The following is a 15,472-nucleotide window of genomic DNA, read 5'->3' as shown; positions in this document are numbered from 1 at the left end:
GTCTCTTCTTGCCCCGACTCTTCCCTCCGCCAGGAAACCTTGGAACTGTTGGAGTGGCCGCGCCTCTGTCAGCAGCTAGCCACTTTTGCGGCTACACCTCTGGGCCGTCGCGCCTGTCTGGAGCTGGATCCCTGGCGTAGCCGCGAGGAGAGCGAGGCCTACCTTGACCAAACTGAGGAAGCTATACGGCTGGATCGCAGCCAGCCAGGGGGGGTTTCCCTGGAGGGGATCCACAACTTGCTGCCGGCCCTGGAACGGGTCGAACGAGGGGGTGTCCTGAGCGGGGAAGAGCTGATCCAGATTGCCACAACCCTGGGAACTGCTCGCCGCCTTCGTCGCCTCATCGATGAGCAGGAGCACCTACCCCGCCTGCAGGAGTGGGTGAGCAGCCTGCGCACCTACCCTGAGCTGGAGCAGGAGATCTTCCGCTGTCTGGACGAGCACGGCGAGGTGAGAGATAGCGCCAGCCCAGCCCTTGCCGACCTGCGCCGTCAGCACCGCCTTTTTCGCAGCCAGATCCAGGAACGCCTGCAAGAGGTGATGAGCCAATGCCCACAGGCGCTGCAGGATACCCTGATTGGCCAGCGGCAGGGACGTTTTGTGCTGATGGTGAAGGCCACCCACCGGGATCTCATCCGCGGCCTTGTCCACGACAGCTCTGCCAGTGGGGCTACCCTCTATGTAGAGCCTTATGCGGTGGTGGAGCTGGGCAACCGCTTGCGAGAAACCGAGGCTCGCCTCCGGGCGGAGGAGGAGCGAATCTTGGCGGCGCTCTCGGCCCAGGTGGGAGCCGTGGCTGCCGACTTGGAGCACCTGCAAGCGGTGATGGTGAGGCTGGAGGTAGCCCTGGCTCGCGCCCGCTATAGCCTTTGGTTGGAGGGCAACCGTCCGCAGTTTGTTGCCGGTGGATTGCGCCTGCGCCGGGTTAGACACCCTTTGCTGTGGTGGCAGGCCCGTCAAGAGGGCAAGGGCCTAGAAGTGGTGCCCATCGATTTCACCCTCCCCGAGTCTATTCGTGCTGTGGTCATCACTGGCCCTAACACCGGTGGCAAAACCGTTGCCTTGAAGACGCTGGGCCTGTTGGTGCTGATGGCCAAAGCAGGGATCTTCTTGCCAGCTCAAGATCCGCCCCAACTGCCTTGGTTTGACGGGGTCTATGCCGACATCGGTGACGAGCAATCGTTGGAGCAAAACCTCTCCACTTTTTCCGGCCACATCCATCGGATTAGCCGCATTGTGCAAGCTCTGCAATCCAGTCCAGCGCCGGCCCTTGTTCTGCTGGACGAGGTAGGCGCGGGCACGGATCCCACCGAAGGCGCTGCCCTAGCGGCTGGGCTGTTGGAGTATCTCTCGGAAAAGGCCCTGCTGACTCTGGCCACCACCCACTACGGCGAGCTGAAGGCCCTCAAGTACCAGCACCCCGGCTTTGAAAATGCCTCGGTGGAGTTTGACGAGGCCACCCTGGCCCCTACCTATCGCCTGTTGTGGGGGATCCCGGGCCGCTCCAACGCCTTGACCATTGCCCAGCGGCTGCAGTTGGATCCGGAGATCCTGCGGCGGGCCCAGCGGCGTCTGCAGGGAGAAAGCCAAGTGGATAAGGTCATCGCTGGGTTGGAAGCGCAGCGGGCTCAATTGGAAGAGCGGGCGGCCCAGGTGGGATCCCTGCACCAAGAGCTAGAGACCCTCTACCGCCAAATGCAAGAGCGCAGCCGGCGGCTGGCCGAGCGAGAGGCCCAACTGGAATACCAGCAGCGCCAGGGGCTGGAAACTCTGCTAGCTGCTGCCCGCCAAGAAGTGGCTGCCGCCATTCGCAAGCTGCAACAGGGGGACGCTCCTCACCAAGTAACCGCCCATCTCGAGCAAATCCGCAAGCGCTACTTGCCGGCACCTCAACCTGTGGACACGGAGTTTGTGCCGGAGGTGGGGGACCGGGTGCGGCTGCGGGGGCTGGGACAAACGGGAGAGGTCATTGCCGTCGAAGGAGAGGCGTATGTGGTGCGCAGCGGCCTCCTCAAGTTCACCGTGCCAAGGGCCCAGTTGGATCCCCTCGATGAACACCAGGCTAAGCAGCGCCAACGCCCCAAGGCTCCACCTCCCCCGCCGCCAGCCACCGCCCCCCTTAACCTGCGCACCAGCCACAACACCCTTGATCTAAGGGGGAAAACCGTGGCTGAGGCCGAGGCTATTCTCGAAGCGCACTTGGCCCAGGCACCTCCTGGTCCCCTTTGGATCATCCACGGCCACGGCACAGGTCGCCTCAGGGCGGGTATCCGGGCCTATCTCCAAAATCACCCGCGCGTTCAGAGTTTTGCTGCGGCACCTCCCCACGAGGGAGGAAGCGGCGTAACCGTGGCCCAGTTGCGCTAGCAAGGAGCGGGCGGATCTCTCAAGCCGCTAGCGGAGCTCGATCCCCTTAGTCCTCTAGACTCAGCTCCGTCAGGCCTTTGCTCGTCAACGAGATCTTCCCCTGCCTCCCAAAACGGCTACCCTCAGAGCAGCTAGGCGAACTCTCAGCTCCTGGAGCAACCTCAGAACAAAAGGTTACAAAGGGGATAAAGGTAAGCCCTGTTGCCCCAGAAGTAGCAGCTCTGGGGAAAGCTTAGGGCGAACCCAACGCCTCTGTCGGTATTTTGCAGCTTTCCTTGCCAGGCAGTCCACCCCAGCGAATTGTCAAAAAGTCAAAAATTATCAATTCATCAATACGAAGCGTTAGGTAGACTAAAGGTTCATTTAGATTGGTATCTCAGTCCTCAACGGGAATCTACCGGTTGCTTGGCAGTCTGCTTTGAGATACGGGTTAACCAGATTCTTTTGAGCGGCCATGAAACTTGAACTGACTCCCCGCCAGCGGAAGATCCTCTGGGCGACAGTGCGCAGCTACATTGCAACGGCTGAACCTGTCGGCTCCAAGACTTTGGCTCAGTCGTATAACTTTGGGGTAAGCACGGCCACCATTCGCAACGACTTAGCCACCCTTGAGCAGGCGGGGTTGCTGTTCCAGCCCCACACCTCTGCCGGTCGGATCCCTTCTGACTTTGGCTATCGGGTTTATGTCAACGATTTGTTGACCTCCGTCTGCATGGAGGGGATCCCCGACGACGCTCCCCAGCCGGAGCCCCACCCTGCGCTGCAGCGGTTGTTGGATCAGGTTAGTCGCGAGCTGGGAGACGACCTCGACAGTTTTCTCCAGAGGGTGGCGCAGCTTTTGGCCCACGTGAGCGGCTGCATTGCCCTCATCACCCCCCCTCAGGGGCCCCTTGTAGCCATTCACCACGTGCAGTTGCTGTCGGTAGGGCCGGGGCGGGTGATGGTAGTGGTGGTTACCGATTCCTACCAAGCCCATTCAGCCTTGGTCAGCCCACCGGCATGGCCCGACAGCCGCTATGAGGATGAGGATTTGGAAGACGAGCTGCAGCTACTGAGCAACTTTCTCACCCTCAAGCTGCGGGGCAAGACCTTTGCCGAGCTGCAGGACCTGAGCTGGCTAAAGCTAGACGAAGAGTTTCGCGCCTACAGCCAGTGGCTGCAGCAACTGCTGCGCTCAGTGGTCCAGCGCTACCTGCGGCCCTCTTTGGGGCCTGTGTTTAGCGCAGGCATGACAGAGCTGATGCGACAGCCAGAGTTCTCCCAGACCCAACGGGTGCAAGCGGTGGCCCAGTTGATTGAGGCGGGATCCGAGCAACTGCAGGGGATGATTGGGCTCTATACTGCCAGCCCCCCAGATTGCCAGATCTCTAGCGAGGCTACTCCTTCTGCCCCGCCCTCCTCTGGCGATCCCTTCCACACCATCCCCGTGGTCATCTACATTGGCAGCGAGAATCCGCTGGAGTCTCTGCGCCACTGCACGGTTATCACCTCAGTATACCGCCGTCGCTCGGCGCCGCTGGGGACGGTTACCGTGCTGGGGCCAACGCGGATGGCCTACGAGCGGAGCATTGCGGCGGTGCAGACGGTGGCCTCCCATCTCACGCGGGCTCTGGCCTAGGAAGTCTAGGTGCAAGTTCCCAAGAGCAATCGCCCACCGTGGCCAGACTCTCCCCTCTTCACCTACGCGTTCAGTGTGCCATCCGCGAGCGGCAACTGCTGCGCCCCGGCCAGCGGCTGTTGGTGGCCCTTTCCGGCGGGCAAGATTCTTTCTGTCTGCTCCAGATCCTGCGCGATCTGCAGCGGCGCTGGAACTGGCAGATCTTTGTCCTGCACTGTAACCACCGCTGGTCGGAGGATGAAACGGCGTGTGCTTGCTTCTTGCAAGAGTGGCTGCAGCAGCAGGGCCTGCCTCATGCCATTGAAACTGCCGATCCCATCCGCTGGGATGAGGCGGGGGCTCGGGTTTGGCGCTACCAACAGCTGGACAAATGGGCGCGCACCTGGAATTGCGAGGCAGTGGTTACGGGGCACACCGCCAGTGACCGCGCGGAGACGTTCTTGTGGAACCTGCTGCGGGGCACGGGGGCAGCTGGGCTAGCTAGTCTGGATTGGCGGCGGCGTTTGGACGAGCGGGATCCCTTCTCGGCCTGGCTGGTGCGGCCCCTCCTAGGCCTTTTCCGGTGGGAAACAGAGGAGTTTTGCCGGCAGTACCAGCTACCGGTCTGGCCGGATCGCAGCAATCAAGACTTGGCGCACGGACGCAACCGGCTCCGCCTGGAGGTGATACCCTATCTCAAGCGGCACCTCAATCCCCAGGTGGAAAAAGCTCTGAACCGGGCCGCCGTCTTGTTACAAGCAGAACATGAACTGGTGGTGGCCCAAGCCGCTCAGCTATGGCCGCAGGTGTATGAGCCGGCCCTGCCGGGGTTGCGGCGGGATCCCTTGCGAGCTGCTCCCCTTGCGCTGCAGCGGCAAGTCATGTTTCAGTTCTTGTCCTTGCTGCTCCCCCATCACCCCACCTTTGAGCAGGTGGAAGCCGGGGTCCGGCTCCTCAAAGCAGGTCGCCGCAGCCGCAGCCCCGACTACCCCGGCGGTGGCTGGCTGGAGGTGAAGGAAGAGTACTTGGCTTGGGTTTCTCGCCCTTGCGCTTAACAGCAGCGCTAAAGCGGCCCTGCGCCACCCTGGCTTTCCTGCAAACTGGCTACAGCCATGAGCATGCCCCGCGCTTTGTTCAAACATTCTTGGTACTCCCGCTCCGGCTCCGAGTCGGCCACAATGCCCGCCCCCGCCTGCACACTCACCTGGCCGCGGTGAACCAGGAGGGTGCGGATGGTGATGGCGGTGTTCAGTTGGCCGGCAAAGTCGTAGTAGCCGTAGGCGCCAGCGTAGGGGCCGCGGCGGCACCCTTCCAGTTCGTGGATAATCTGCATGGCGCGGATCTTAGGAGCGCCGGTAACCGTGCCCGCAGGAAAGGTGGCCCGCAGCAGATCCCAGGCGCTGTAGCGGGGATCCAACTGCCCTACCACGTTGCTGACAATGTGCATCACATGGCTGTAGCGCTCAATCCGCATTAGGTCGTCCACCTGCACGGATCCCAGGCGGCAGACCCGGCCCAGGTCGTTGCGGGCCAAGTCCACCAGCATCACGTGTTCCGCCCGCTCCTTGGGATCCGCCAACAGCTCCTGCTCCAACTGGCGGTCTTCGGCAGGGGTAGCGCCGCGAGGGCGGGTGCCGGCAATGGGACGAACGGTGGCAAGGCGCTCTTCCCCAACGCGGCTGAGCTTGACCATCACCTCTGGGCTGGAGCCGACAAGGCAAAGATCGCCAAACTGCAGAAATGCCATGTAGGGAGAGGGGTTAATGAGCCGCAGGGAGCGATAAAGCCGGAAGGGATCGCCGGCAAAGGGAGTGGTGAAGCGCTGCGAGAGCACAACCTGAAAGATCTCGCCGGCGCGGATGTATTCTTTGGCCCGCTCCACGGCCTGGCAGTAGGCGTCGCGGCTGAGCGTGCTGGGGGGGATCTGATCCGGCAAGTGGGGCTTCCAGTTGAGGCTGAGGTGGGATAGCGCCAGGGGGGCGCTGAGCTGCTGCACCAACTTTTCCACCCGCTGGCAGGCTTGGGCGTAGGCCTGCTCCGCTGGCTGCCGGCGCGTGTCGGCAAAGGCCACCACCCAGATCTTGCGCTTGACCTGGTCGAAGATGAGGATGCTGTCCACCTGCATCAGGATGGCGTCGGGAGGGTCCTCTGGTTGCAGGGGATAGATGGGCACCTTGGGCTCAATCCAGCGGATGAGCTCATAGCCCCAGTAGCCAAAGAGCCCGCCAATGCTGCTGGGCAACTCCGGCAGGTGCACCGGCTCATAGGGCTCTAGGCAGCGGGCCAAGATGGCAAAGGGATCCCCCCGATGCTGCTCCCGATGCCCATCGCGGTGGATTTGCCAAGCCTGATCCCCGCGCACCTCCAGCACCCACTGGGGATCGCAGCCGAGGAAGCTGTAGCGGGCCACCTGTTCCCCTCCCTCCACTGATTCCAGCAGAAAGTTGTAGGGCTGCCCGGCGCAGACGCGGTACCAGGCAGAGACAGGCGTTTCCAAATCCGCCACCCATTCCTGGTACACCGGGATGAAGTTGCCCTGACCCGTGAGGGCAAGAAACTCTTTCAGGGGAGGGTAAATCATGGCTTGCCCGTTGGGATCCCTGCTTTCCCCGACTGTATCCCACAGTGGATCCCTGGCAACAGGGCCGGAAACCACTAAGCTAGGAGCGGCTCTACTCTTGGGAAATCTTGGCCATGCAAATCCCATCGCAAGTCCTCCGCGAGCGCCTGCGCTTTCAGGGCCACAAGTACACCTTCGTCAGCCAGCGTCTGCGCTTTCCCAACGGCACAGAGGGGGAGCGGGAGTACCTCATCCACCCCGGGGGCGTGGTGGCTGTGCCAGTGACTGCCGAGGGCAAGTTTGTCTGCATTCGCCAGTATCGCTTTGCCGTCGCCTCCTACCTTTACGAATTTCCAGCGGGTACGGTCGAGCCGGGAGAACATCCAGACGAAACCATTCGCCGCGAGCTGGAGGAGGAAACCGGCCTGCGGGCCCACCGCTGGGATTCACTTGGCCAGTTTTATCTCTGCCCCGGCTATTCCAGCGAGATTATGTACGCCTATCTGGCGCGGGATCTGGAAGTGCTGGACTCTCCTCCGGCAAGGGATGAAGACGAAGACATTACTGTTGTCGAGTTTTCCCCGGCTGAACTTACAGAGAAAGCTCGTTTTGGCCTCGATTTGGACAGCAAATCCATTGCCTGCTTTTGGCGGGCTCAGCTGTTTTTGGCCTCGGAAAAGGGGGTCAGTGCCGCTGGGAGCTAATCCCCCGCAGCGAAAGAGGAGGACTACAGCAAGGTGGCAGCATGGCGGGCGGCCCCCCTCAAACCCACCTGCTCGTTAAGCACCACCTGCACCGACAGCTGTTCCAACAGCGGCCGCATTCGCCCTTTGTCCAAAAATGCCGCTAGAAACTCCCCCTGGCGCAACAGGGGCAAGAGCTTGGGGGCAATCCCACCGGCAAGGAACAGCCCACCCCGGGGCAATAGGTGCAGGGCAAAATTGCCAACAGCCGCTCCGTAGAGGCTAATAAACAGCCGCAAACACTCCATAGCTAGAGGATCCCCTCCCTCGAGGGCGGCAGTGGCAATGTGGGCGGCTGGATCAATCCCACTGGCTCCTCTTTCCCAGGCGGCAACCTGGGCTAACCCTTGCTCCTCTCCCTGGGCCCGGCGACTATCCCGCAAAAACTGGTAGATGGCTACGATCCCCTGGCCGGAGACCACCCGCTCGGTGGAGACACGCCCGTATCGCTGTTGCAAATACTGCAGCAGCTCCCATTCCAGAGGAGTGCGCGGGGGAAAATCCACATGGCCTCCCTCGCTGGGATAGACCTGGTAGCCGCCCTCTCCCCAGGTGAGGTAGGCCTGCCCCAGCCCCGTGCCCGCCCCTATGACGCCAATGGGTGCCCGCGGCTGCCGCTCCCCCGCTTGCAGAGTCTCCAGATCCGCATCGTGCAGGGCTAGCACGCCATAGCCTACGGCGCTGAAGTCGTTGATCAAGGCCAGGCGCGGGATCCCCAGTTCTGCCGTCAACTGGCTTGAGTGCAAGCTCCAGGACAGGTTGGTGATTTTGGCCCTTTGTCCGCCGCTTTTCTCCTCCACCACTGGGCCGGCCACGGCAAAACAAGCAGCAGCCGGCTGCGGATCCCACCCCAGCTCCTGCCGAGCTTGGGCCAGAAACTCCTGCACCAGGGGGGTAAGGCTGGAGTAATTTTGGCTGGCGTAGCGGCGGCTGTAGAGGCTGTGCTCGGGATCCTCGGCCTTGACCAGACTGAGGCTGGTCTTGGTGCCCCCAACATCTCCGGCCAGCAGCAACTCCATGGGGCCTTCTCCGAGCAGCGCGCCCATTCCACCCTGCCATTTTCGGCAGGGCTCTGGCAATGGACGTCGGAATCCAGAGGTGGGAAGGTCTCTTGCCCATGCCAGGGTTACCCCGAGCTGGCTGGCGGAACCGGGGCTGGCTGCGTTGGGAGCCGCTCTGGCCCATGCTGAAGTGGCGGCAACGCTTTGCCCGCCTTGGCACCTAGTTTGGCTCCCTCTGAGGCACGGCAGGAGTGGCAGCAGGCGACGCCGTTTGACCGGCTGGAGACGCAGCTGACGCAGGGGAGGGTGCCTCTGCTTGCCCAGGGGGCAAGAAATCGACGACTTCCCACCCCTTGCCCTCGGGGGAGCTAGAGGCCAACAGCCATCGCTCAGTTAGGCCTTGAGACCCCGCCGATTGGACTTGTTGGCGGGCCAAGGTGAGCTGAAAGGGATCGCCTTTGCGGCGGTAGGGGCGGCGGGATCCCGGTGGCTTCACCCTCAGGGTATAGGTGCCGCTGAGGTGGTGGATCTCTAGTTTTTCCCCGGTTGCTACCCGCAGCCCCGTCTCCCGGCGATCCCGGCGAATGCGAACATCCTGCACTTCCAGATGGGCTGCCAAGCGGTCACTGCCCACCAGCGAGGCTACTGGCTCCGACAGGTGAGCAATCTGGTAGGTCAGGGCCTGTTGGACAACAGACTGGGGTGGCTGGGGAGCGCAGCCTGCTAGGAGCCCCACCAGGGCAAGGGCCAGGAGGCTGAGTAGACAACGCCTGCCACGGTTGCTTGCGGCTTTTGCCGTGGCCCTCTCCCTAGGCATCTCCTCTTCCCGGCAGCTTGGCCAAGTCCGTTAGACCATAGCAGCGCTGGGGTGCTGCTTCAGGTACTCGGTATTGACTCCCGACTCGCGGGTGAGCGCCACTAGACCCGTGCGGGCGATCTCCCGAATGCCAAAGCTAGTCAACATTTTGATGATGGCGGCCATTTTGCCCGGATCCCCGGTGACTTCCAAAGTTAAAGACTCTTCCGCCACATCGACGATGCGGGCCCGGAACATCTGCGCCACGTCCATGATGGCAGAGCGGGTTTCGATGCTGGCATTGACCTTGACCAGCATCAGCTCCCGTTCTACACAGGGGACGTGGGTAATATCCGTTACTTTCAGAACCTCGATGAGCTTGTAGAGCTGCTTGGTTAGCTGCTCCACATCGTGCTCGTCTCCCTGCACCACCATGGTGATGCGGGAGATCCCAGGCCGTTCAGTAGGGCCAACGGTGAGGCTGTCGATATTGAAGCCCCGCCGGGCAAACATGCCGGCAATGCGGGTTAAGACGCCGGGCTGATCCTGCACAAGAGCGCTAAGGGTATGTCTCACGGCAACCGCAGAGGAGAGTGGCGGGAAGTAGGCGATGGCCTTGTACAAATCCTACCCCAATTCCACAGCTGCCAGGAGGGATCCTCGAGCCTTGCCGAATTGAGCTCAGCCGTGCTAAGGATCTCCATCCTCATCCTGGAGTTGGCGCAAAGCGCGCTGCACCTGCTCTTGCAGAACCCGGTTGTGGCGCTGGTGGCCAGGGTGCAAGGCGGCTTGCCAGCTGGCAATGGCAGTCTTGAGGTCTCCCATATTCCGGTAGGCCAGTCCCCTCGCGTAGAGGCCGTACTCGTCGGCAAGGTCAAGGGGAATGCCGCTGGCCTCCAGGCGAAAGGCCTGGTCGTAGTCGTCGAGGGCTGCCCCAAGCTCCCCCAGCTCGTAGAGCAGATTGCCCCTGAGGTAGAGAGCGCAGGGCTGGCCGGGCTCTGCCTCTAGGCTACGGCTGAGGTCGGCAATCGCTTCGAGGTAGCGATCGGCCCAGGCGTAGGCGATCCCCCGCCGGTAGTAATGGGCTGGGCAGGGATCCCAGCGGATGGCCTGGGACCAGTCGGCTACAGCCGCCTCCCACTCCCCCAGGTAGCCGTACACCTGAGCACGGCAGGCATAGGCGAGCGCCCAGGTGGGATCCCGCGCAACTGCCTCATCCAAGTGAGCCAGCGCTGAAGGTAGGGATCCCTGCTGCAGGTACAGCTCAGCCAGACGGAGATGGTAAGTAGGGCTGGGATGCAGCCGTACTAGCTTGGTCAACTCGGCGGTTGCCCCCTGCAGATCCCCTCGCGCTTGGTAAATGAGGCTGCGGTAGAAACAGGGTTCCGAGCGACGGGGGATCAACTGGGCAGCCTGGTCGAAGTCTTCCAGGGCCTGGGCAAGCTGACCCAGTTCGAGGCGGATCTGTCCCCGCAGGAGGTAGGCGTTGGCTAGACGGGGATCCCGTTGCAGCGCCAGGGTAAGCTGCTGCAGGGCCCCTAGCAGATCCCGGTTGAGCCACCGTTCGCGAGCGCGGTTGTAGGCCAAGATGGCCGGGCGAGTAAAGGCAGAAATCGCCGCTGCGCTGGCCAGGCCCATCACCGCCAAGAGGCGATCCTGGTGCCAACTGGCCAGGCTCCCCCGCAGCAACTCAGCGGCAACCCCAAGGCGCAGGCCAGCAGAGGTGTAGGCTTTGAGCATGGTATTCCGCCGCCCTGAAAGACCTGCGAAACGATAACAAAATTTATGGCAGGGCATTGCTTGCCGCGTTTCTGCCTTCTTCCTGCTTCCACGACCTGTAGCTGGTAGTAGACTCTACACCTACCAGCCGGCTAGGGGGGTCTCCACAGACGTCACTTCCTGTCGAGCTGACGGGAGTTGCCCCTTACTCTTGATGCCAACCTTAGCTTAGGCAAAATACCTACCGAAGAGAGGTAGCTGCCGGCCCACTAGCTCAGCTACTCCACGTTAAGTCAGAAGATTTGTTGGCAACGCTAGATTTGTTGGCAACGCTGCCCAGTGTGCCACAAAGTAGCAAAGGTGCTCCGCACCCCTGTTGCGAACGAGAGCCCCCTGCTCTGGTATCCTGACACCCGCCCGGTAAAACGCTGGCCAGAGGAGGAGATGGGCGTCAAACTGACGGTGGTATCTACCCAAAGGCAGCAGTGGAAGACAAGTCGAGGACTGGCTTGGGCCGGCAGCCTTTACAGAATAGCCAGAGCAGCCGGCAACTTGCCCGCTGGCGCCGCCACCGAGCTAAGGAACGGCAGCTGGCGTGGCTTTGGGAGGATCGGATCCCGACGGCCCGACAACTGAACTTTCGCCTTGCGGCGGTGGGCTTGGCTTTGGCCGTCGCTTTCTTGGGAGCGGGGGCGCGTTTGGTTTACTTGCAACACTACCAAGGGCCAACCCTACAGCAGCGGGCCGAGGCTCAGCAGCGGGCCCACCTCCGACCCTTCCTCCCTCGCCGTTCGATCGTGGATCGCCACTCCGTAGCTCGGCAGCAGGCGGAGCTGTTGGCCGTAGATCGCCCTGCCTATACCCTTTGGGCCCATCCCCGCCTTTTTGGCAGGCGCACTCCGCAGGAGATTGCCACGGCTCTAGCCCCTCTGCTGCGGCGGCCAGTTGAGCAATTGACCCAGCAGTTGTCGGCTAACCATGCGGTGCGGCTGGAGCGCTGGCTGGCGCCAGAAGTGGCGGAGCAAATTCAGGCTCTGTACCTGGACGGCCTGGAGCTGGTGAGCGAGCGGCAGCGGGTTTATCCCCAAAAGGAGATGGCTGCCGAGGTGGTGGGCTATGTGGATTTAGACCACCGCGGCCAGGCAGGAGTGGAATATTCTCAACAGGCACTGCTGGAGCGGACAGTTCAGCCAGTTACCATTCCCCGAGATGGCTACGGCCAGTTGTTGGCTGCCGAGGTGCCGGAAAGGCTGCTGCAATCCGGCGAGACGGTGCTGCAACTGACCTTAGACATGCGCCTGCAGCGGGCTGCCCGCGCTGCTTTGAAAGCCCAGATGGAACGGTTTCAGGCGCTGCGGGGCACGGTGATTGTTTTGCAGCCCCACACTGGCGAGATCCTCGCCTTGGTGAGCGAGCCCACCTACGATCCCAACCGCTACTTCGAGTACGACCCTGCCCTTTTTCGCAACTGGGCCGTTACAGACTTGTACGAGCCGGGATCCACCTTCAAGCCTATCAACATCGCCATTGGGCTCGATGCCGGGGCCTTCACCGCCAGCGAGCGGGTTTACGACGCAGGGCGGATCTGGATTGGCCGCTGGCCCATCCAAAACCACGACTACCGCCAGCGGGGTGCCCATGGCTGGCTAAGCGTTACCGAGATTCTGCGCCTGTCCAGCAACGTGGGTATGGTGCACCTGATGCAAAAGCTGGATCCCCGCCAGTACCACCATGCCCTCCTACGGCTGGGATTGAACGACCGCAGCGGTGTCGATCTGCCCTTCGAGCCGCCCAGCCGCCTGAAGCCCCTGCGGCAATTTGTAACCGTGCCAGTGGAGCGGGCTACCGTCGCCTTTGGCCAGGGATTGGCTCTCACTCCTCTGCAGTTAGCCGCCTTGCACTGCATCATCGCCAACGGCGGGTTAAAGGTGCGGCCCCATGTGGTGCGCGGCCTAGTGGAGAGGGATACCGACACCCTGGTTTGGGGCCCCCCCCGGCCAGCGCCAGTGCGGGTGCTCTCGGAAGAGGCCACGCTGGCAGTGCGCATCCAGATGCGGGATGTGGTGGACTTTGGCACTGGGCAGTCGGCCAAGGTCGAGGGGTATGAGATCGGCGGTAAAACGGGCACAGCGCAGAAAGTCGGGCCGCAGGGGGGCTACTTGCCCGGCAAGCGCATCACCAGTTTTGTGGCCTATTTCCCAGCCCTTCGTCCTCAGTATGTGATTTTGGCTGTGATCGACGAGCCAAAGGGGGAAGATGCCTTTGGATCGACGACAGCAGCTCCCGTGGTTCGCTCGGTGATCCAGGAGATCATTGCCCTAGAAGGGATCCGCCCCAATTCCCCATAGGAAAAGGCTGGGATCAGGACTGGCTGCCATGGGCATCTGACCTTGGTGCTGCCACCCGCCAGCTCAGTTTAGCGTTGAGATAAAAGTTCCAAAATACAACAATACCAATTGCGATCAAGTTAGCGAGCAAATAGTGAATGCCCAGGCGCTCGCTTAGCAAGATCAACAACAAAGAGTTGAGCAGCAGGCCAATCAAGCAAATGACATTAAACTTGACCAGTCGCTGCAGACGATTCCAGAGGCCTGGCTGTAGCCGAGTGACATGGCGAAAGGTCCACAGGTCGTTCCAGAGGAAGTTATTGAGGATGGCCACCTCAGAGGCGATAAGTTTGCTGATAGCCAGATCCCACCCTAAGTTGCGGGGATCGTGGAACAGATACAGCAATGTCATATCCACAAACGTGCCGGACAGTCCAACCATGCTGAAGCGCAAAAAGGATCCCACTTGACCTAGCGAAAAGCGCAGCGCAATGAGGTGGTGGAGATACTGGAGGCAGGTTTGCAGTTGGATTTTGCTCTCGCCGTTTTGGCGCTCCTGAAAGATGTAGCCAACTTCAGCAATGGTCTTCACCCGGCCCCGCGCCAGCACCTCAACTAGCAGCTTGTAGCCTTTGGGACTGAGCGGGATCCCGGCAATAGCCTGGCGTCTAACTAGAAACAACCCGCTGAGAGGATCCGACACCCGCCTAAAAACCCCAGGAAGTAGCATCAGCCCAATCCACTGGGCCCCCCGGGAGACGAGGCGCCGGCCCAGGTTCCAGTGGCTCACTCCCCCCGACTCCGCGTAGCGGCTGCCCACCACCAGGTCTACTCCCTCTTGGATGGCAGGCCACAGCTTGAGAACAATCTCCGGCGGGTGCTGCAAGTCCCCATCCATCACCCCCAGGACCTCGCCGCGGGCCGCTTGCCATCCCCGCAACACCGCCGTGGCCAGCCCCCGTTCGTGGTCTCGGCAGATAACCTGCAGTTGGGGAAATTCCTCTTGCAGTTCCTGGGCCACTTTGGCGGTGTAATCGGGGCTATTGTCATCCACCACGATCAGCTCGTAGGCCCCAGGTAGGATTTTGTCCAGATGGGCACACAACTGCCGGATCAGGCTGCAGATGCTGGAGGCCTCGTTGTAGGTGGGAACAACCAGCGAAAGCTGGACAGAGGTGGGCTGAGAGAGCGGCGGGATTTGAATAGGGACTGTCGAAGCTTGGGGATGGTCGGACGAAGTAAGAGTTCCCTGAGGCATTCAGCAGGCCATCCAAAAAACATCGAGGAGAATCCTAAGCAGGAGCGCGGAAACACCGCCCCGCGCCACCAAAGTGCTAATCCCCTATCCTATCGGGGGATAACCCCCAGAGCTAGACAGTTCTCCACCTGCCCAGCTTGCCTAGGAAGATCCCGTCGAAGGGAGCGGGATCTAGGCCGCGGCAGAGTTGGGCTCTCGCAAGCCTCGATGAGCGTTTGTTTGGCCTGCCAGTCGAGGAGGAGCTGCGCCATGGCTAAGCCGCCAAGGGGTTGCAGAGGGCCCTCTGGCCCGTTGCTATCTGTGGGCGGTAGTTGGCGCAGGTAGAGCTGGGTGGGCAGAGAGAGCAACTGAACCGAAACGTAGGGCAAGGGGCCGGCCTCTTGCCAACCGCCTCCACTGCAGGGGCGATAAACGTCTGCGGCGAGCGGCTGCCAACCGTCAACTGTGGCTCGTTGTAGCAGCGGATCCCGTGGACAGCTGTGAAGGGGAGCTGCTCAGAAAGAGAGGGCTGGGCTTTGCGAGCAGACGCCGCCTGCGGTTGTTGCATCCAGCGTCGCACCCTAGGCAGGAGAGGATGGTTCATCATTTGCTCGGCAACGTCTTTCTCTCCTTTAACCGGCCAGCCCAGGGAGCCGCCTAGTCGCCAATGGTGATCTGGCCAATCATGCCGGCTTCTGCGTGACCAGGGATGGTGCAAGCCAGAGAGTAGACCCCAGATTTGAGGGGGATAAACTGCCACTCCACCGACGCGCCCGGCTTGAGCTCAATTTCTCGGACCTGGCCTTTAATTTCCACGCCAGCCACTTCCAGTTTGCGTGTCCAAACAGCATCGGCAAAGTCCTTGGCGCTGAAGTAGTGCTTCAATTGGCTGGGGTTGCTCAAGCGCAATCGGTAGAGGTTGCCATTGCGAAAAAAGAGCTCCTTAGGCGCAAATACCAACTGGTTGTCAACCGTGCCCAGCTCGACTGCCTTGTCCTGGGGCGTTTGCCGCGACAGATCCCGTCCCCACGCCGGCCAGGAGATCCCGCTGCTCAACATCCACAGACAAAAGCTCACTAGCAGGAGATAGCGCAGCCCACGCAGCATACCCAACAGGGAAACTCC

The 15,472-nt window shown here is 61.6% G+C and carries 13 protein-coding genes; 5 read left to right on the top strand and 8 right to left on the bottom strand.

Annotated elements, in window-relative coordinates; all coding sequences use genetic code 11:
- Window positions 1-39: 39 nt before the first annotated feature.
- From NW833_RS00245 to tilS, 3 genes are all read left to right on the top strand, one after another.
- On the top strand, window positions 40-2,367 hold the full coding sequence (locus NW833_RS00245; RefSeq protein ID WP_414411160.1) for an endonuclease MutS2: 2,328 nt from the start codon (window positions 40-42) through the stop codon (window positions 2,365-2,367).
- A 454-nt stretch (window positions 2,368-2,821) separates the two neighbouring features.
- Window positions 2,822-3,985: a heat-inducible transcriptional repressor HrcA gene (gene hrcA, locus NW833_RS00240; protein ID WP_414411159.1), complete on the top strand. Its 1,164-nt coding sequence runs from the start codon at window positions 2,822-2,824 to the stop codon at window positions 3,983-3,985.
- 38 nt (window positions 3,986-4,023) lie between these two features.
- The gene (gene tilS, locus NW833_RS00235; RefSeq protein WP_414411158.1) at window positions 4,024-5,019 is read left to right on the top strand and encodes a tRNA lysidine(34) synthetase TilS; all 996 of its coding nucleotides are present in this window, start codon (window positions 4,024-4,026) and stop codon (window positions 5,017-5,019) included.
- An 8-nt stretch (window positions 5,020-5,027) separates the two neighbouring features.
- On the opposite strand, the gene trpE is transcribed toward tilS, so the two are convergent.
- On the bottom strand, window positions 5,028-6,545 hold the full coding sequence (trpE, locus tag NW833_RS00230) for an anthranilate synthase component I (protein ID WP_414411157.1): 1,518 nt from the start codon (window positions 6,543-6,545) through the stop codon (window positions 5,028-5,030).
- 113 nt (window positions 6,546-6,658) lie between these two features.
- Here trpE and NW833_RS00225 point away from each other — a divergent pair, with 113 nt between their 5' ends.
- On the top strand, window positions 6,659-7,228 hold the full coding sequence (locus NW833_RS00225) for an NUDIX hydrolase (RefSeq protein ID WP_414405538.1): 570 nt from the start codon (window positions 6,659-6,661) through the stop codon (window positions 7,226-7,228).
- 23 nt (window positions 7,229-7,251) lie between these two features.
- On the opposite strand, the gene NW833_RS00220 is transcribed toward NW833_RS00225, so the two are convergent.
- From NW833_RS00220 to NW833_RS00205, 4 genes are all read right to left on the bottom strand, one after another.
- Complete coding sequence (locus tag NW833_RS00220; protein WP_414411156.1) at window positions 7,252-8,286, bottom strand: glucokinase; 1,035 nt, start codon at window positions 8,284-8,286, stop codon at window positions 7,252-7,254.
- A gap of 202 nt (window positions 8,287-8,488) precedes the next feature.
- Entirely contained in the window at window positions 8,489-9,085 is a 597-nt protein-coding gene (locus NW833_RS00215; RefSeq protein ID WP_414411155.1) for a hypothetical protein, read from the bottom strand.
- Window positions 9,086-9,115: 30 nt separating this feature from the next.
- The gene (gene ilvN, locus NW833_RS00210; protein ID WP_414393495.1) at window positions 9,116-9,640 is read right to left on the bottom strand and encodes an acetolactate synthase small subunit; all 525 of its coding nucleotides are present in this window, start codon (window positions 9,638-9,640) and stop codon (window positions 9,116-9,118) included.
- A gap of 114 nt (window positions 9,641-9,754) precedes the next feature.
- Window positions 9,755-10,804, bottom strand: a complete 1,050-nt coding sequence (locus NW833_RS00205) for a tetratricopeptide repeat protein (RefSeq protein WP_414411154.1) — start codon at window positions 10,802-10,804, stop codon at window positions 9,755-9,757.
- A gap of 464 nt (window positions 10,805-11,268) precedes the next feature.
- Between NW833_RS00205 and NW833_RS00200 the strand changes: the two genes are divergently transcribed.
- A complete protein-coding gene (locus NW833_RS00200) occupies window positions 11,269-13,131 on the top strand; it encodes a peptidoglycan D,D-transpeptidase FtsI family protein (protein WP_414411153.1) in 1,863 nt (620 codons plus the stop codon).
- Window positions 13,132-13,144: 13 nt separating this feature from the next.
- Here NW833_RS00200 and NW833_RS00195 read toward each other — a convergent pair whose 3' ends face one another.
- From NW833_RS00195 to NW833_RS00185, 3 genes are all read right to left on the bottom strand, one after another.
- The gene (locus NW833_RS00195) at window positions 13,145-14,368 is read right to left on the bottom strand and encodes a glycosyltransferase (RefSeq protein ID WP_414411152.1); all 1,224 of its coding nucleotides are present in this window, start codon (window positions 14,366-14,368) and stop codon (window positions 13,145-13,147) included.
- Window positions 14,369-14,457: 89 nt separating this feature from the next.
- Window positions 14,458-14,736 (bottom strand): hypothetical protein, encoded by a 279-nt coding sequence (locus NW833_RS00190; RefSeq protein ID WP_414393485.1) that lies wholly within the window; start codon window positions 14,734-14,736, stop codon window positions 14,458-14,460.
- Between the two features lie 268 nt (window positions 14,737-15,004).
- Window positions 15,005-15,454, bottom strand: coding sequence for a sulfocyanin-like copper-binding protein (locus tag NW833_RS00185; protein ID WP_414411151.1), 450 nt, complete (start codon window positions 15,452-15,454; stop codon window positions 15,005-15,007).
- Window positions 15,455-15,472 lie beyond the last annotated feature (18 nt).

Origin of the sequence: Synechococcus sp. O70.1, assembly GCF_047462215.1 — a bacterium.
Taxonomy (GTDB): domain Bacteria; phylum Cyanobacteriota; class Cyanobacteriia; order Thermostichales; family Thermostichaceae; genus Thermostichus.
The sequence above is the reverse complement of the archived record's forward strand: the minus strand, read 5'-3'. Positions and strand labels throughout refer to the sequence as shown.